Annotated in this window: 17 protein-coding genes; 10 read left to right on the top strand and 7 right to left on the bottom strand. The window is 70.1% G+C overall.

From position 1 onward, the window contains the following. Positions 1–62 precede the first annotated feature (62 nt). The 3 genes from VZF99_RS12040 to VZF99_RS12030 all read left to right on the top strand — a co-directional run bounded on the left by VZF99_RS12040 (position 63) and on the right by VZF99_RS12030 (position 2,895). Positions 63–1,181 (top strand): ABC transporter permease, encoded by a 1,119-nt coding sequence (locus tag VZF99_RS12040; RefSeq protein WP_120282963.1) that lies wholly within the window; start codon positions 63–65, stop codon positions 1,179–1,181. After that, positions 1,174–2,121 carry an ABC transporter permease gene (locus VZF99_RS12035; protein ID WP_244200717.1) on the top strand — a complete coding sequence of 316 codons (948 nt, stop codon included), beginning with the start codon at positions 1,174–1,176 and terminating at the stop codon, positions 2,119–2,121. The genes VZF99_RS12040 and VZF99_RS12035 overlap by 8 nt, the downstream gene beginning before the upstream one ends. A gap of 69 nt (positions 2,122–2,190) precedes the next feature. Then, on the top strand, positions 2,191–2,895 hold the full coding sequence (locus VZF99_RS12030; protein ID WP_120282961.1) for a TetR/AcrR family transcriptional regulator: 705 nt from the start codon (positions 2,191–2,193) through the stop codon (positions 2,893–2,895). On the opposite strand, the gene VZF99_RS12025 is transcribed toward VZF99_RS12030, so the two are convergent. Together VZF99_RS12025 and VZF99_RS12020 are read right to left on the bottom strand one after the other, a co-directional pair. Then, complete coding sequence (locus VZF99_RS12025) at positions 2,851–3,681, bottom strand: formylglycine-generating enzyme family protein (protein WP_407336126.1); 831 nt, start codon at positions 3,679–3,681, stop codon at positions 2,851–2,853. The genes VZF99_RS12030 and VZF99_RS12025 overlap by 45 nt on opposite strands. Before the next feature lie 134 nt (positions 3,682–3,815). Further along, entirely contained in the window at positions 3,816–4,400 is a 585-nt protein-coding gene (locus VZF99_RS12020) for a TetR/AcrR family transcriptional regulator (RefSeq protein ID WP_407334850.1), read from the bottom strand. Between the two features lie 113 nt (positions 4,401–4,513). Between VZF99_RS12020 and VZF99_RS12015 the strand changes: the two genes are divergently transcribed. Together VZF99_RS12015 and VZF99_RS12010 are read left to right on the top strand one after the other, a co-directional pair. Then, the gene (locus VZF99_RS12015; protein WP_407334849.1) at positions 4,514–5,413 is read left to right on the top strand and encodes a TauD/TfdA dioxygenase family protein; all 900 of its coding nucleotides are present in this window, start codon (positions 4,514–4,516) and stop codon (positions 5,411–5,413) included. Continuing rightward, positions 5,410–7,803 carry an arylsulfatase gene (locus VZF99_RS12010; protein WP_407334848.1) on the top strand — a complete coding sequence of 798 codons (2,394 nt, stop codon included), beginning with the start codon at positions 5,410–5,412 and terminating at the stop codon, positions 7,801–7,803. The genes VZF99_RS12015 and VZF99_RS12010 overlap by 4 nt, the downstream gene beginning before the upstream one ends. 25 nt (positions 7,804–7,828) lie before the next feature. On the opposite strand, the gene VZF99_RS12005 is transcribed toward VZF99_RS12010, so the two are convergent. The 3 genes from VZF99_RS12005 to VZF99_RS11995 are packed head-to-tail and all read right to left on the bottom strand — an operon-like array spanning position 7,829 to position 10,258. Further along, positions 7,829–9,013 carry an NAD(P)/FAD-dependent oxidoreductase gene (locus VZF99_RS12005; protein WP_404850451.1) on the bottom strand — a complete coding sequence of 395 codons (1,185 nt, stop codon included), beginning with the start codon at positions 9,011–9,013 and terminating at the stop codon, positions 7,829–7,831. Positions 9,014–9,017: 4 nt separating this feature from the next. Further along, a complete protein-coding gene (locus VZF99_RS12000) occupies positions 9,018–9,284 on the bottom strand; it encodes a hypothetical protein (protein WP_120282953.1) in 267 nt (88 codons plus the stop codon). Positions 9,285–9,316: 32 nt separating this feature from the next. Then, on the bottom strand, positions 9,317–10,258 hold the full coding sequence (locus VZF99_RS11995) for an aspartate dehydrogenase domain-containing protein (protein WP_407334847.1): 942 nt from the start codon (positions 10,256–10,258) through the stop codon (positions 9,317–9,319). Between the two features lie 236 nt (positions 10,259–10,494). Here VZF99_RS11995 and VZF99_RS11990 point away from each other — a divergent pair, with 236 nt between their 5' ends. Next, entirely contained in the window at positions 10,495–11,064 is a 570-nt protein-coding gene (locus tag VZF99_RS11990; RefSeq protein WP_407336125.1) for a TetR/AcrR family transcriptional regulator, read from the top strand. 65 nt (positions 11,065–11,129) lie between these two features. On the opposite strand, the gene VZF99_RS11985 is transcribed toward VZF99_RS11990, so the two are convergent. Next, complete coding sequence (locus tag VZF99_RS11985; protein ID WP_120282947.1) at positions 11,130–11,429, bottom strand: EthD family reductase; 300 nt, start codon at positions 11,427–11,429, stop codon at positions 11,130–11,132. A gap of 155 nt (positions 11,430–11,584) precedes the next feature. Here VZF99_RS11985 and VZF99_RS11980 point away from each other — a divergent pair, with 155 nt between their 5' ends. Both VZF99_RS11980 and VZF99_RS11975 read left to right on the top strand, forming a co-directional pair. Further along, positions 11,585–11,800 carry a hypothetical protein gene (locus tag VZF99_RS11980; RefSeq protein WP_096906954.1) on the top strand — a complete coding sequence of 72 codons (216 nt, stop codon included), beginning with the start codon at positions 11,585–11,587 and terminating at the stop codon, positions 11,798–11,800. Positions 11,801–11,879: 79 nt separating this feature from the next. Further along, entirely contained in the window at positions 11,880–12,356 is a 477-nt protein-coding gene (locus tag VZF99_RS11975) for an SRPBCC family protein (protein ID WP_096906955.1), read from the top strand. Here VZF99_RS11975 and pgi read toward each other — a convergent pair. Beyond that, positions 12,353–14,020: a glucose-6-phosphate isomerase gene (pgi, locus tag VZF99_RS11970; RefSeq protein WP_407336124.1), complete on the bottom strand. Its 1,668-nt coding sequence runs from the start codon at positions 14,018–14,020 to the stop codon at positions 12,353–12,355. The two genes, VZF99_RS11975 and pgi, sit on opposite strands and share 4 nt — an antisense overlap. A gap of 156 nt (positions 14,021–14,176) precedes the next feature. Between pgi and VZF99_RS11965 the strand changes: the two genes are divergently transcribed. Beyond that, positions 14,177–14,659 carry an SDR family NAD(P)-dependent oxidoreductase gene (locus VZF99_RS11965; protein WP_407334846.1) on the top strand — a complete coding sequence of 161 codons (483 nt, stop codon included), beginning with the start codon at positions 14,177–14,179 and terminating at the stop codon, positions 14,657–14,659. 39 nt (positions 14,660–14,698) lie between these two features. Next, on the top strand, positions 14,699–15,583 hold the full coding sequence (locus VZF99_RS11960; RefSeq protein ID WP_407334845.1) for a TIGR03619 family F420-dependent LLM class oxidoreductase: 885 nt from the start codon (positions 14,699–14,701) through the stop codon (positions 15,581–15,583). Positions 15,584–15,589: the final 6 nt, after the last annotated feature.

Raw genomic sequence — 15,589 nt, 5'->3', positions numbered from 1 at the left:
TCCACGTCAAGGTGATTAAGAAGCCGCCTCAGGCGGTGACTCAAACGAAGGGGTCTCCCCACGTGCTCAGGTTCATTGGCGAACGCGCTCTGCACGCGGTCGTCGTCGTCGTACTCGCGACCATCGGCGCGTTCTTCCTGATGGAGGCCGTTCCCGGCGACTCCGCGGCATCCGCCGTGGGGCCGGGCGCGACAGCGGAGCAATACCAGGCGGCCCGGGAGGAGCTGGGTCTCGACGACCCGGTCACCACCCGGTTCGCGGAATGGGTCGGCAGCATGGCCTCCGCTGACCTGGGCAACTCGCTCATCCCGCCCAACCAGCCGGTCACCGAGATGATCGGCAACGCGCTGCCGGTCACCATCCAGCTGGCGTTCCTGTCGATCATCCTGTCGCTGGCGATCGCGGTCCCGGTGGCGGTGTGGTCGGCCTACCGCCGTGGTGGGGTGTTCGACCAGGTCGCCTCGGTCGTGGCGTTCGCGTTCATCTCGGTGCCCAGCTTCGTGGCCGGCCTGCTGCTGATCTACCTGCTGGTGTTCAACCACTCCTTCGCGCAGCAGCTCATCCTCGGCGCGGCCGTCGTGATCGGGCTGGTGGTGGCGCTGTCGCCGCTGGGCCGTCGGGGCGGGCGCGGGGCGCCCGGCGTCACCTGGGGCCGGTCTCTCATCGCCGGTCTCGCGGTGGGCGGGGTGATCGCGGTGATCGCTCTGTTCCTGCCCGAGTTCCCCCGCCAGGGCTACGCGCCGCTGGCCGAGGGGCTGGGGGAGAACCTGCGCAGCATCATGCTGCCCGCGCTCACCCTCGCGCTGATGGAGGTCGCGATCTTCACCCGCGTCCTGCGAACCGACATGATCTCGACCCTGCAGCAGGACTTCGTCCTGTCCTCGCGCGCGAAGGGCATGCCGACCGGCCACGTCCTGGTCAAGGAGGCCCTGCGGCCGTCGACGGTCTCGATCATCACTCTCGCCGGCATCAGCCTCGGTCGCCTCATCGGCGGGACGGTGGTCGTCGAGCGGCTGTTCAACCTGCCCGGGATGGGCAGCATGATCGTCGACGCCGTCCAGAACGACAATCTGCCCGTGGTGCTCGGCGGTGTGATCGTCATCGCCGTCTTCTACGTCGTGGTCAACATGACCGTCGACGTCACCTATGCACTCATCGACCCGAGGATCCGCCGTGGCTGACAACGACCCCACCCGTTCCACCGACGCGTCCGTCGGCACCGCGACCGTCGCCTCGACCGCGACCGCGACCATCGCCGCGGAGGCGCCCGCCCGGCGCAAGCTGCGCCTGCCGAAGCTCTCCGCGGTCGGCACCCTGCTCGCCCTCGGGTGGACCGCCCTCATCGTTCTCGGCGCGTTGATCGTCGACTTCCTGCCGCTGGCCGAGGCGCGCGACCCGCAGTTCGCGCTGACGACCCGCTCCCTGCTGCCGCCGGATCTGCTCACGGCGCATCCCCTGGGCACCGACCGGCAGGGCCTCGACATCCTCGGCGGCCTGCTCTACGGCGCCCGGGTCTCCATCGTGGTGGGCATCGGCGGTGTCGTCATCGGCGCCCTCATCGGCGGCGCGCTGGGCCTGGTGGCCGGCTACAAGGGCGGCTGGGTCGACAGGCTCGTCTCCATCATCAGCGACGTCCTGCTGGCGTTCCCGTCGCTCATTCTGCTCATCGCGATCGTCACGGTCCTCGACCCGACGCTGCTCAACGTCACCCTGGCGCTGGGGATCATGGTGGTGCCGTCGTACGCACGGCTCGTCCGCGCCAACGCGATGAGCTTCGCCGGCCGCGAGTTCGTCACCGCCGCCCGGTCGCTCGGCGCGGGCGAGACCCGCATCATGCTGCGCGAGGTGGCCCCCAACATCGTGGCGCCGGTGCTGTCCTACAGTTTCATGCTCGTGGCGGTGCTGATCGTCGCGGAGGCCTCGCTGAGCTACCTGGGGCTGAGCATTCCTCGGCCCGAACCGACGTGGGGCAACATGATCAGCGCCGGTCAGTCCGATTTCGAAAGGTACCCCGGACTGGTGGGGATTCCCGCCATCGTCCTGTTCCTCACGGTGCTGAGCTTCAACCAGCTGGGCGAGGCCGCCGGCCGCAAGTGGAGCCCCGGAGCGGCCAAGATCTGATCGACGCCGACCGGCCCGGTCCGGCGGCGGTATGGGCACTGTTCAATCAAGGCGGAGGAAAGGGGCCCGATGGACCCGACGAGTGAACCCTCGGTCGAGGGAGCCGCCCAGGCGAGGGACGCCAAGACGGCGATGCTCGAGATCGCCGAGCAACTGATCAGCGAGCGCGGTCTGGACCGTGTCTCGATGCGCGACGTCGCCACCGCCGCCGGACAACGCAACAACTCCGCGGTGCAGTACCACTTCGGCAGCCGCGACGGTCTCATCCTGCAGGTGCTGCGGCGCCGGCTGACCGCCCTCGACGTCGATCGCCGGCAGCGGTTGGCGGAGATCGACGAGCAGGGCCTGGGCACCGACCTCGCGGCTCTCGTGCGGGTGCTGTTCGAGCCGATCGTCGAGCTGCTCCGGTCCCAGCCCGAGTCCACCTATTACGCACGGTTCCTGCAGCGGGTCGGGCCGGTCATGGCCCCCGGGATCCCGGAGGCGCAGTTGCGCACCGCGACCGACGACGTGGTGGTGCGCCTCATCGATGTGCTCTCCCACCTGCCGCGACGGGTGGCGTTCGAGCGCATCGACCTGGCCACCCAGATGTTCACCGGTACGCTCGCGGTCTACGAGGACCGCCGGGACGCGCGGAACACCGTGGTCAACGCCGACTTCGACAAGGTCGTCGCCCATCTCTACGACATGGTCGAGGCCGCGCTTCGGGCCGGTGTCGGACCAGGGGAGTCACACGTCGCGGACGCACCGGAAGCCGAGGTTGGCAGTAGCTGAACCGGCGGTGTTCGCGGACCGGGCCGCCACCCGGTATCGGTGGCAGTATGACTCGTGGCACAGGTAGGAACCTCCCCGCATCACGCGCCACGTCTCGTCGCCCGGGCTCCCGTCGGGGCGCGGACCGCGGGGATCCTCTCGGGGCGAGACCGCGTAGTAGCCGGGGTCGAACACGTCGGCGCACCATTCCCACACGTTGCCGACCATCTGGTGCAGGCCGTATCCGTTCGGCCGGAACGCGCGTACCGGGGCGGTCGTCAGGTGGCCGTCGTCGAGCGTGTTGTGGGAGGGGAACCGTCCCTGCCACACATTGAGACCCCACCGACCACGCGGGGTCAGCTCGTCGCCCCACGGGAAGCGGGCCCCGGCGAGGCCGCCCCGTGCCGCGTACTCCCACTCCGCCTCGGTGGGCAGGCGGGCCCCCGCCCATTCGCAGTAGGCCGTCGCGTCGTTCCAGGACACGTGCACGACCGGGTGGTTCTGCACAGCGGTGATCGAGGACCGGCGCCCGCCGGGGTGGCGCCAGTCGGCTCCCCGCACGGCCACCCACCACGGCGTGGAATCCAGGTGGTGGAGGACGTCGGCCGGGTCGGCCTCCACGGCGAGATGGAACACCGGCGAGACGCCGAGGACCTCCGCGTCGGTCACGTACCCGGTGTCCTTGCAGAACCTGGCGAACTGGGCGTTGGTGACGGCGCACTCGTCCATCCGGAACGAGCGCAGGCTCACCTCGTGCAGGGGTAGCTCCCCGTCGTCGGGGTACCCCTCGTCGAAGTGGTCGCCCATCACCGACGTCCCGCCGGGAATCAGGACCTGCCGGCGGGGACGGTCGGCTCCACGGCCCGGGGACCGCGGGCCCCGCAGGTTCGGCCCGTCGGGAGGGGGCGGGGCGCCCGGTGCGCAGCAGGCCCTCGTCGTCGTCATCGTCCTTCCCCGGCTCCCCGGCCCGTGACCACCTCGGACAGGAGTTCCGCCATCCGCGTGTCGACGCCCTCGCGGTCGGCGGCTCCGACGTCCAGGACGTCAAGGATCTGGTCGCGCAGAACCGGCCAGGCATAGATCACCGTGAGGGCGAGCGCGAGATGCAGTTCGCCGGCCGGCGGGGGATCGGTCATGCGGGACACCGCGCCGGCGGGCCGGACCGAGGCGTCGATCAGCGGCTGCGACACGGCGTCCGGATCCAGGGACAGCCACACCAACAGGCGGCTGAAATCCGGGTTCTCGACGGCTCCGGTGAGCATGGAGTGGACGGCCCGGCCGGCATCGTCGTGGTCTCCCACCCGGGCGGTGCCGTGCCGCAGGCCGTCCTCGAGTACCGCCGACAACAGGTCGTCCTTGTTCCCGATGTGTCGGTGGATGAGACCGAGGTTCACCCCCGCGGCCTCGGCCACCAGCCGCAGGGGCGCCCGCGGCCCGCGGGCCGCGAAGATCCGGCGGGCGGTGCCCAGAACGGCGCGGCGTACTGCGTCTCGTCCGACGGGGCGATCCGATTCGGGGAGATCCATGGACGCCACTGTAGACGATCGTCTACAGTCGCGGTTGAGCACGCTGTAGACAGATGTCTACGCCTCGCGCGTCGTCCCCTCGACCAGGCCCACCGGCCACGGAAGGAACCCCCATGCAGGTCACGATCGGCGATCACGACATCGAGTTCGGCCCCAAGCGGATGCGGCTGACGGCCGACGATGCCCCGCCCGCCACCTACCACCACATGGGCGTGCGGCCCGTCACCCCGTTCATCGGAGCGGACGTCGAGGGCGTCGACCTCGCCGCCCCGTCACCCGAGCAGATCTCCGAACTCAAGACCGCGCTGCTCGAGAGGAAGGTGCTCTTCTTCCGGGACCAACAGCACGTCACCGCCCACCAGCACCGCGACTTCGCCGCCCACTGGGGCGACCTGGAGGTCCACCCGCTCCTCGACCAGGGGGAGATCCCCGAGGTCGTGAGGTTCGACCGCGGACAGGACAACCCGGGCATGGAGAACATCTGGCACGTGGACGTCACCTGGCAGGACCGGCCCCCCATGGGGTCGGTGCTGCGGGCAATCCAGGTCCCCGATGCCGGCGGCGACACCCTGTGGTCGGACATGGGCAACGCCTACGACGCGCTGCCGGACGAGATCAAGGAGCGGATCGACGGGCTGACGGCCACACACGACTTCACGCCGTCGTTCGGCCGGAGCATGTCCCCCGACAAGCTCGCCGAGATGCAGAAGCGCTACCCGCCGCAGCACCATCCGGTGGTCCGCACGCACCCCGAGACCGGCCGCAGACTCCTGTTCGTCAACAGCCTGTTCACCACCGGTATCGACGGCATGGACCCGGTCGAGGGCAGGGAGTTGTTACGGCGCCTGCTCGACCAGGTCAAGATGCCCGACTTCCAGGCACGCCTGCGTTGGGCCCCGGGCACGGTGGCGTTCTGGGACAACCGGGCCACCCAGCACTACGCGTGCAGTGACTACTTCCCCCATCGTCGGGTCATGGAGCGCGTCGCCATCGTCGGGGACGTGCCGGCATGAGCCCGTCAGACGACGCGTTCCCCGAGGCCGGTCTCGACCGTCACGTCCTGCCCGTGCGGCGGCTCGCCGGTCGGGTGCCCGCTGAGATGGACCGCCGCGACCAGCAGGACGGGTTCCCGGGCGTCGAGCAGATCCGCCCACCGCAGAGGGCGCCCAACGTCCTGCTGGTGATGCTCGACGACGTGGGGTTCGGCACGTCCTCGGCGTTCGGGGGCCCCTGCCGCACCCCGACCATCGAGCGCCTCAACCACGACGGGGCGGGGTACACGCGGTTCCACACCACCGCGCTGTGCTCGCCGACCCGCGCCGCGACCCTCACCGGGCGCAACCACCACAGCGTGGGGATGGGCGTGATCGCCGAGATGAGCACCCGCGCACCCGGATACACGGGCATGCGGCCCGACTCGGCGGCCACCATCGCCCGGGTGCTGCGCGGCAACGGCTACGCCACCGGCGCGTTCGGCAAGATGCACCAGACCCCGCCGTGGGAGACCACGGCCGCCGGGCCGTTCGACCGCTGGCCCACCGAGGAGGGGTTCGACACGTTCTACGGGTTCCTGGGCGCCGAGGCGGACCACTTCACCCCGGTCCTCTACGACGGGCGTCGACAGGTGGACCCGCCCCGGACGCCGGAGGAGGGATACCACCTCACCGAGGACCTGGTGGACCACGCCGTCCAGTGGGTCGAGAACGTCTCCGCCGTGGCCCCCGACATGCCGTGGTTCTGCTACCTGCCGCTGGGCGCGGTCCACGCGCCGCTGCACGTCCCCGAGTCCTATCGCGACCGGTACGTCGGCGAGTTCGACGACGGCTGGGACGCCCTGCGTGAGCGGACCCTGGCGCGCCAGAAGGAACTGGGAGTGGTCCCCGAGGACACCGAGCTCGGACCATGGGCGCCCGGTCTGCCGCACTGGGACGAGCTCGACGACGACGAGAAGAAGGTCGCCGCCCGACTCATGGAGCTGTACGCCGGGTTCCTCGAGCACACCGATGACCAGGTGGGGCGACTCATCGACCATCTCGACTCGACGGGTGCGCTGGAGAACACCCTGGTCCTGTACATGGTCGGGGACAACGGCGCCTCCACGGAGGGCGGCCGGCTGGGCGCGTTCAACTACCTCGCCGGACTCAACGGGCTGCCCTCGACCACCGAGGAACTGCTGGCCAAGTGGGACGATCTCGGCGGCCCCGACTCGTACCCGCACTTCCCGTCGTCCTGGGCGCTGGCGCTGAACACCCCCTACCAGTGGGCCAAACAGGTCGCCTCCCACTACGGCGGGACCCGGAACGCCCTCGTCGCGCACTGGCCGGGCCGGATCGCCGAGCCGGGCAGGTTGCGCCACCAGTGGCACCACTGCGTGGACATCGCCCCCACCATCCTCGAGGCCGCGGGCCTGCCGATGCCGCACACCGTGGACGGCGTGGCGCAGAAGCCGTTGGAGGGGGTGGGCATGACCTACACCTTCGACCAGCCCGACGCCCCGGACCGGCACACCACCCAGTACTTCGAGATCTTCGGCAACCGCGGGATCTACGACCACGGGTGGACCGCCGTGACCGCGCAACGGGCGCCCTGGCTGATGGCCACCTCCGGCGTCGACCTCACGCCGCTGGCGGACAGTACATGGGAGCTCTACGACACCCGCGCGGACTGGTCGCAGTCCCGTGACCTCGCCGCAGAGCACCCCGAGATCCTCGAGCGGTTGACGATGAAGTTCATCGCCGAGGCCGCGCGGTACGACGTCCTGCCGCTGGACGACAGCACCGTGGGACGCCAGGCCGGCGTCGACAACCGCCCACCCCACCCCATGGGCGGCCGCTCGTCGATCACCCTGTACCCGCACATGGACGGGCTCAACGAGAAGGCCGCGCCCAAGCTGCTCAACCGTGCGTTTCGTCTCACGGCGTCGCTGGAGGTCCACGGAGGCGATTCCCCCGCGGCCGGGTCCTGCGAGGGTGTGCTGCTCAGCCTGGGCGGCCGCTTCGGTGGCATGACGCTGTACATCGTCGACGGGGTGCCCGTCTTCGAGTACAACTTCTTCGGTCGCCACCACGGCCGGGCAGCCGGCAGCGAACCGCTCGCCGCGGGTGCGCGCACCGTCGAGCTCGAGTTCGCCTACGACGGAGGGATCGCGGCGGGCGCGGACCTGCGCCTGCTCATCGACGGTGAGCAGGTGGGGCACGGGCGGATCGCCGTGACGGCCCCCGCGATGTTCAGCATGAACGAGACCCTTGACATCGGGCGCAGTCGGGGGAGCGCGGTGAGCACCGCGTACGAGGGATCGTTCCCGGTCCGCGGCGCCACGCTCCACCACGTGCAGGTGGATCTCGGTCGCGGCAGTGAACTCCCGCAGGCGCGACGGGACGAGATCGAACTGGCCACCCACTGACCTCGGCGACGGACCGGTCGCCGGGTCAGACCCGGCCGCGCAGGAGCTTGCGGAAGTACACGACGGGCTGGACGAACCGGTCGAACGCGTACGTCATCCGTCGCGGGGCGGAGAGGTCGATCCCCGGCACCGACGGGGCCGGCCGGCCGTCCCGGTCGTGCTCGTCGAGCACCAGTCGGCCCCTGCTCACGGCCACGGGGATGACCGTGTAGCCGTCGTACTCCTTCAGCGGCTCACCGTCGCGGGCGGCGCGCAGGTTGTCGGCCACCACCGCGACCTGGTCGCGCAACGCGCCACCGGACGGGCGGGTGTCCACGGTCGCGGCGTCCCCCAGTCCCCACACCGTCTCGTGGCGCGTGTGGCGCAGGGTGCGGGGGTCCACCTCGACGAGCGTGGCGGCGTCGCCCGTCGCCAGGCCCGAGTCGGCGACGAATCGCGGTGCGCGGCTGTCCGGGGTGACGTAGGCGAGGTTGACGTGCTCGAGGGTCACCGGGGCGGGGCCGTCGAGCGAGACGGTCCGGGCGGCGTGGTCCACGGCGGTCACCCGTGTGTCGGCGTGCACCGTGATGCCGTAGTCCTCGATGAACGGCTGCAATCGGGAGTCGATCTTCTCCAGTCCGAGCAGTCCGCCGAACGGGGTCACCAGGTGCACGTCGATCCGGTCGAGCACCTCGGCCCGCCGCCACCGGTCGCACGCCAGGAACATCGCCTTGAGCACCGTCCCGCCGCAGGATGCCGGCTCGGGCGGAACCGAGAACACCACGGTGCCCTCACGTTCACGCACGAGGGCAGCACATGCCCGACCGGCGTACTCGGGCACGTGGGCGGACACCGCCCAGCCGTCGACGTAGGCCTCCTGCAGTCCCGGAATCTCCTCCCAGTGCGGGGTGAGACCGGGGCACAACACCAGGTCGCGGTAGCTGACGGACGCGCCGCTGTCGAGGGTGACGGTCCGGGCGTCGGGATCGACGCGGGTGGCCGCGTGCGGCACGAGTTCGACCCCGTCCGGGACCACGGTCGCCATGGCCCGCTCGTAGCGGGACATGCGTGCTTGCCCGGCCGCGGCGTAGTTCAGCATCGGCCGGTAGCGGTGCACCGGGCTGGGGTCGATGAGCGCGATGCCGCCCACGCCATCGCGCCTGAGGCGGGCCGCCAGGGAGACCCCGGCATTGCCTGCCCCGACGATCACGGTGTCGAACGCGGCGGGCATGGCTCTAGAACACCTCGAACGCGTAGCCCACGAGGCCGACCACCAGGAGGAGGACGACGATGGCGATGACCACGATCCACACGACGGGACTCGTGCGTCCCGGCTGAGGAGTCGGGCTCTGCCGCTCCGTGGGGGCCTGCTTCCGGGCCGCACTGTCCGACTGCATCGAGGTCGAGTCGGAGTCCGGGGTCACCCCGGCAGGGGCGGAACCGGTGTCATCCACGTCCGGGCTCTGGGCGGGATCAGGGTCTGACGGTCGGGCGTTGGTCATAATCGCACCTCTCGTTGACTGGGACCCACACGCTAGGGGCTCGGCGGTCGGGCTTCCACCGGTCGGCCTGTCACCGGCCGGTCTTTCGCCTCGCGACGCGACCCGCGGCCCGGGTCCTGGCCGAGCACCACCACGCCCGGCCCCGCGCCCGTCGTGAGTGACGCGAGGACCTCCGCGACCGACCACGCGGTGATCGCCGAGGTGCGGCCGCCGGAGTCGGGGTCCACGGCGTTCTCGAACTGCAGCTCGTAGCGGCCCATCGACGAGACCCACTCCACGACGTGGCGGGTGCGCCGGACCTCCGGGTCGGCGACGACGACCACCTCGGTCCGGTCCAATCCCAGCGTGGCCAGCGCGAGCGCGACCGAGGCGTTGGAGGTGAGCGGGAACGCCAGCGCCGCCTCGCGGGCCGACCCGCGGAACACCTCCCGTCGCTCGGTGAGCTGCTCGTCGACGTCCAGCGCGGCCGGGCTCTTGATGGTGTAGTGCCGCAGGAGTGCGTCGTCGGTGCCCGCGAGTGCGGCCGCCGAGAGGATGTCGAGTCCGCCCACCGCCCCGGCGGGGACGAGTACGCGACCGGAGACGGGCCCGCGGGCGAGGAGCTCGAGGGGGTCCGAGTGGCGGGCGAACACCCCGCAGGAGCACACGACCATGTCCCTGTCGGCGGCCGTCACTCGCGGGATGAACTCCTCGGCCGCCTCGACGCTCCCGGCCTCAACGACCACGTCGGCCGCCTCGATGGCGTCGGTGATCTCCTCGTCCGTGCTGCGGGAGCGGAGCACATCGCCGAGCCTGGCCCCGGGGACGTCGCCCCGCTCGAGTGCCTCGATGACCGCGCTGCCGATCGCGCCGGCACCGATCACGGCGACCACCAGCGGCCGGGTGCGCGCGGCCTGATCGGCTGAGCCGGTCACATCGACCGGGCTCGCCGCGGAACCGGCCGGGTCGGGCGAGGGGGAGCGCGGAGGGGTCATGGTGAAGCCACCGTACCTACTTTGATCAGCCATGACCCGTCGCTGTGGGACGTGCCCGCGACCTGACCGACCCGTCCGAACCCCCGTTGGCCTGTTGCGCACATCACACAGTGTATGTAATGCTCGTCACAACTTGACAGAGCGTCAAGTTTGATCGACACCCCGTCCACGGAACCCCTCCCCGCGGACGCACCCTTCGCCAAAGGACACCGAAGGGCGAGGTCCAGCGGCAGGTCATCCTGGACGGGTTCGAGGGACTGCTCGAGCAGATGCCGGCATCGGACATCTCGGTCAAGGACATCACCAAGGCCGCGGGGATCAATCGGCCGAACTTCTACTTCTACTTCGAGTCCAAGAACGAGGTGCTGGGGGAGCTGGTCGGGCGGGCCTGGGACGCCTGGATCGACACCGTCGGGAGCTACCACCGGCGGGCCGGGGAATCGCACTCCGACTACTTCGACCGGCTCTTCGGCCAGTCCTACGCCGCGTGGGTGGAACACGACCAGGTGATGGTGGCCGGAGTACAGGAGACCGGATACGACGACGAGGTGAGGTCCCGCTGGACCGAGTTGGTGACGGGGTTGAACGCCCACCTCTCGGAGCAGATGGGGCAGGACTCGGAGGCCGGGCTGATCGCCCCGTTGTCCGATGACCACGGGGCGATCGTCGACAGGCTGACGGACATGATCGTCATGGCCTTCTACCAGGACCGGTCGCTCAAGCCCGCCGAAGCCGAGTCCGCCCGGATGCTGGCGTCCCTCAAGGCGATCTGGTTGGGGGCGTGGGGAGTGGCGGAGGTCCGGTGAGGAGCGAGCCCCGGTGCCCGTCCGCGCTGACGGGACGGGTCCGGGTGGTCACTCGATGCTGCCGGCTACTCGATGCTGCCGACGAGCATGGACGGGGTGACGCCGAGGTTGGCGGCGTCCGCCACCAGTGCCCGCCCCTCCTCGGTGGCCATCGACGCTCCCATCTCCTCGGCGTCCGCGAAGAACAACTGGGCCATCAGGTGGAACTCGGGGGCCGATCCATCCGGGCCGGGCAGGAAGCGCGTGACCTTGGCGTCGGCGAGGCCGGGCACCTTGTGGGCCAGGGGGATGTGGGTGCCGATGTAGTACTCGTCGAACTTCTCGACGTCGTCGGGCGTGGGGTACAGAACGGTGAGGGCGATCAATGTGCATCCTTCCGAGGGGTGTCCGGCCCGATGGCCGGCCGTGGGGTGTCGTAGCGGTGATGATGCCGCAGACCACGGCGCCACGGGCCCGGTCCGTCAGGCGAGTCCGCACTGATCCGTTGATCCCGTCCCGGGCTGGTTCTAGCGTGGCACCCATGAGGTCGCACGCGGCGGGACCGCTGGTCGGGTTGGGGCTCCTCTACGGGGCCGGGGTGGGCACCGTCCTCGGAGTCGTGATCGCCGGCGCCCCGAACCTGGCCACCTGGATGGTGATGGGCGCAGGCATCGGTGTGGTCGTGGGGAGTGTCGCCGAACTGTGGCGTGACGTGGCACGACGAACTGCTCACGGACCCACGCCCACCGCGCACTGATCACAGGCCACCGCGGTACCGGCCGCGGCCCTATCGTGGTGTGATCCGATCCCGCGAACTCCGGAAGGACCGATCTGCCATGACCGCCATCACCACCGTCGACCGCGGCCCCCGCGTCGTCGCCCGCAGCGTCACTGTCAACGCCCCCGCCGAGGAGCTGTTCGGGCTCGTCACCGACCCGCGCAAGCACGGGCTCGTCGACGGTTCGGGGACCGTCAAGAGCAACGTCAAGGGGCCGTCGACCCTGTCCGAGGGCGCCAAGTTCACCACCTCGATGCGCATGTACGGCGTCCCGTACCGCATCACCAGCACGGTCACCGAGTACATCGACACGCCCGACCAGAAGGTCATCGAGTGGGCGCACCCCGCGGGCCACCGCTGGCGCTGGGAGTTCACCCCGACCGCGGATGGGCGTACCGAGGTCACCGAGTGCTTCGATCCCCGGCCCTCGAAGATCGGCAAGGTCTTCGAGAAGATCGGCGTCGCCGACCAGAACGCGTCCGGCATCACCGAGACGCTCTCGCGCCTGGCCGCGAAGTACGAGACCGCGGGTTAACCGCGGTCCGTCGCCCGGTCCCGGCCGCGTGCGGCCCGGTAGCGGGCGATGAGGGCCGCTGTGGAGGAATCCGTGTCGGCACCACTGGCTTCGTCGGAGGCGAGTGCCGGGTAGAGGTCGCGGGCCTGCTTCTTCCCCAGTTCGACTCCCCACTGGTCGAAGGCGTTGATATTCCAGATCGCCCCCTGGACAAAGACGACGTGTTCGTACAGGGCGATGAGCTGCCCGAGGACGCCGGGGGACAGCGAGGGCGCGAGGATCGTCGTCGAGGGACGGTTTCCGGGCATCACCCGGTGAGGGAGGAGAGCGGCCTCGATGCCGTCGGCGCGCAACTCGGCGTCGGTCCGGCCGAAAGCCAGCACCCGGGACTGGGCGAACATGTTGATCACGAGCAGGTCGTGCATGGCCACACGGTCGTCGGCCGCCATCGTTCCGTCCGAGGGGCGGGCGATGCCGATGAAGTCGACGGGGACGAGGTGAGTGCCCTGGTGCAGGAGTTGGAAGAACGCGTGCTGGCCGTTCGTCCCCGGCTCACCCCAGTAGATCTCCCCGGTGGGGTGAGCCACCGGGGAGCCGTCGAGCCGGACCGATTTGCCCAACGATTCCATGGTCAACTGCTGGAGGTACGCGGGGAAGCGGACGAGATCGTGCGCGTAGGGGATGACGGCCTTGGACTGGGCCCCCAGGAAACTCGTGTACCAGACGCCGAGCAGCCCCATGAGCAGGGGCGCGTTGCGGTCATCCGCCGCGGTGGCGAAGTGCTCGTCCATCGAGTTCATGCCTTCCAGGAACTCGGTGAAGACCCCGGGCCCGAGGGTGATCATGCAGCTGAGCCCGATCGCGGACCCCACGGAGAAACGGCCACCGACCCAGTCCCAGAAGCCGAACACCGCCTCCTCGGCGATGCCGAACGCGGCCACCTCGTCGGAGGCTGTCGAGACCGCGACGAAGTGAGCGGCCACGGCGTCCTCCGCGCCGAGGCGATCGAGAAACCATCGACGGGCGGCGTGGGCGTTCGCGAGCGTCTCCTGGGTGGTGAACGTCGTGGAGGCGACGATCACCAGGGTGGTCTCGGGGTCGATCCCGGCCAGGGTGGAGTCGAGGTCGCGGGGGTCGACGTTCGACACGTAGTGGGCGGTGATCCCGCCGGTCTGCAGGGGGCGTAGGGCCCGGTCGACCATCGCGGGCCCGAGATCCGATCCGCCGATGCCGATGTTGAGGACGGTGGTGATCTTCTTGCCGGTGTACCCGGTCCATTCCCCGCTCCGGACCCGCTCGGCGAAGGCGGTCATCGTCCGGAGGGTCTCGTGGACGTCGACGACCACGTCGCAACCATCCAGGGTCAGCGTGTCATCGGCATCTCGTCGGAGGGCCGTGTGCAGGACGGCACGGTCCTCCGTGGTGTTGATGCGGTCGCCGCGGAACATGGCTGCTCGGCGGACCGGCAGGTCCGCGACGCGAGCGAGGCCGAGGAGCGCGGAGACGACCTCATCGGTGACCAGGTTCTTGGACAGGTCGATGTAGAGATCGCCTGCCGTCACGCCCAGTCGGCTCCCGCGGTCGGGGTCTCGGTCGAACAACTCACGCAGGGTGGTCTCACCCGTCGAGGCGGCCAGCCCCTCGACCGCTCGCCACTCATCGGTGGTGCTGATGTCCATGTCGATGCTGTTCACGGGCAGTCCTTCGGTGTGGTGGCGGAGGGGGGCGAGGCTGACGATACCGTGGTGTACACAGTTGACTACAGTTTCCGTACACAGGTGACTACAGTGGCGGTGGCGGGTCGACGCACCCGCCCGGCTGCACCGACGTGAAAGGCCTCGATGACCACCACGAGCACGACGATAATCCCCGCCCGTGCTGCGGCCCGCCTGTCCGGCAAGGTGGCCGTCGTGACCGGCGCCGGTCAGGGAGTGGGCCGGGGCATAGCCCTCGCGCTGGCCGAATCCGGAGCCGCGGTGGTGCTGCTCGCGGAACCGATGCCGCTGGACGAGTACTCGGACGCCGCGTTCCGCACGGCAAAGGAGGCGATCCGGGCGCTCACCCGGGCGGCCGCCTGTGAATGGGGCGCGGACGGGATCCGAGCCCTCACTGTCGCCCCCCACGCCCACAGCCCCGGACTCGACTGGTGGACGCGTCACCACCCGGAGGAGGCCGAGCGGTTCATCGCCCGCATACCGGCCGGGCGGGTGGGCGACCCCGTGGCAGACATCGGCCGGCCCGTGGCGTGGCTGTGCACGGCGGAGGCGTCCTACCTCACCGGCGTGACCATTCCCCTCGACGGCGGTCAGTCCCGGTGGGGCTGACCACCACATCCACATTTCTCCGACAGAAGAGGTCACATCATGCAGTTCTCCGTTCCGGTCGCGTTCAGCCCGATCGACCAGCTCCTCGGCCTGGCCCGCGCGGCCGAGGACGCGGGCTTCGTCCGCGTCACGCTTCCCGATTCGCTGTTCCTGCCCCACCGGCAGGACACCGACTACCCGTACACGCCCGACGGGGCGCGGATGTGGGACGAGCACACCCCGTGGGTCGAACCCCTGACCGCGATCGCCGCGATGGGCGTCGCCACCTCGACCATCAGGTTCTGCCCGCAGGTCCTCAAACTCGGACCCCGTCAGCCCCTGCTGCTGGCGCGGCAGTTGTCCACGGTCTCCCACTTGACCGGCGGACGCATCGACCTGGGGGTGGGGATCGGATGGGACCCCAATGAGTTCGCGTGGTGCGGAGTCCCCTACCCGAGACGTGGCAAGAGGGTCGACGAGATGCTCGAGATCATCCGCCTGGCCGGTGACGGCGGGTGGTTCGAGTACCACGGTGAGCACTTCGACTTCGACCGCCTCACACTGGACCCGCCGCCCGTGGCCCAGGTGCCGTTCTACGTGGGCGGCCACACCGCTCCGGCGCTCCGCCGAGCCGTCCGGATCGGCCAGGGGTGGACCTCGGCGATGATGGGATTCGACGAGATCGCCGCCACCATCACCCGCCTCGGAGAACTGCTCGAGGCCGACGGCCGCTCCCTCGCCGACCGCGGGGACGGCCGGCCGTTCGAGATTCAGGTGGCCTGCACCGACCGGTACGGCACCCGCGGTTTCGCCCAACTCGAGGAGGCAGGGGTCACCGATGTCATCGTCATCCCGTGGCTGATCGAGGGCCACGGATACGACGCCCCGCTGGACGCCAAGCGCGAGTCGATCGCCCGGTTCGGCGAAAAGTACATCAGCGCATGACCGCGA

Origin of the sequence: Dietzia kunjamensis, assembly GCF_045689975.1 — a bacterium.
Lineage (GTDB): Bacteria > Actinomycetota > Actinomycetes > Mycobacteriales > Mycobacteriaceae > Dietzia > Dietzia kunjamensis.
Note: the sequence above shows the minus strand (reverse complement) of the source record. Positions and strands in the feature narration are given on the sequence as shown.

What these genes read in the sequence shown, in the direction of transcription:
- VZF99_RS12030 (WP_120282961.1), top strand. Translation starts at nt 2,191, where the DNA reads ATGGACCCGACGAGTGAACCCTCGGTCGAGGGAGCCGCCCAGGCGAGG.
- VZF99_RS12025 (WP_407336126.1), bottom strand. Translation starts at nt 3,681, where the DNA reads ATGGGCGACCACTTCGACGAGGGGTACCCCGACGACGGGGAGCTACCC.
- VZF99_RS12020 (WP_407334850.1), bottom strand. Translation starts at nt 4,400, where the DNA reads ATGGATCTCCCCGAATCGGATCGCCCCGTCGGACGAGACGCAGTACGC.
- VZF99_RS12015 (WP_407334849.1), top strand. Translation starts at nt 4,514, where the DNA reads ATGCAGGTCACGATCGGCGATCACGACATCGAGTTCGGCCCCAAGCGG.
- VZF99_RS12010 (WP_407334848.1), top strand. Translation starts at nt 5,410, where the DNA reads ATGAGCCCGTCAGACGACGCGTTCCCCGAGGCCGGTCTCGACCGTCAC.
- VZF99_RS12005 (WP_404850451.1), bottom strand. Translation starts at nt 9,013, where the DNA reads ATGCCCGCCGCGTTCGACACCGTGATCGTCGGGGCAGGCAATGCCGGG.
- VZF99_RS12000 (WP_120282953.1), bottom strand. Translation starts at nt 9,284, where the DNA reads ATGACCAACGCCCGACCGTCAGACCCTGATCCCGCCCAGAGCCCGGAC.
- VZF99_RS11995 (WP_407334847.1), bottom strand. Translation starts at nt 10,258, where the DNA reads ATGACCCCTCCGCGCTCCCCCTCGCCCGACCCGGCCGGTTCCGCGGCG.
- VZF99_RS11980 (WP_096906954.1), top strand. Translation starts at nt 11,585, where the DNA reads ATGAGGTCGCACGCGGCGGGACCGCTGGTCGGGTTGGGGCTCCTCTAC.
- VZF99_RS11975 (WP_096906955.1), top strand. Translation starts at nt 11,880, where the DNA reads ATGACCGCCATCACCACCGTCGACCGCGGCCCCCGCGTCGTCGCCCGC.
- VZF99_RS11965 (WP_407334846.1), top strand. Translation starts at nt 14,177, where the DNA reads ATGACCACCACGAGCACGACGATAATCCCCGCCCGTGCTGCGGCCCGC.
- VZF99_RS11960 (WP_407334845.1), top strand. Translation starts at nt 14,699, where the DNA reads ATGCAGTTCTCCGTTCCGGTCGCGTTCAGCCCGATCGACCAGCTCCTC.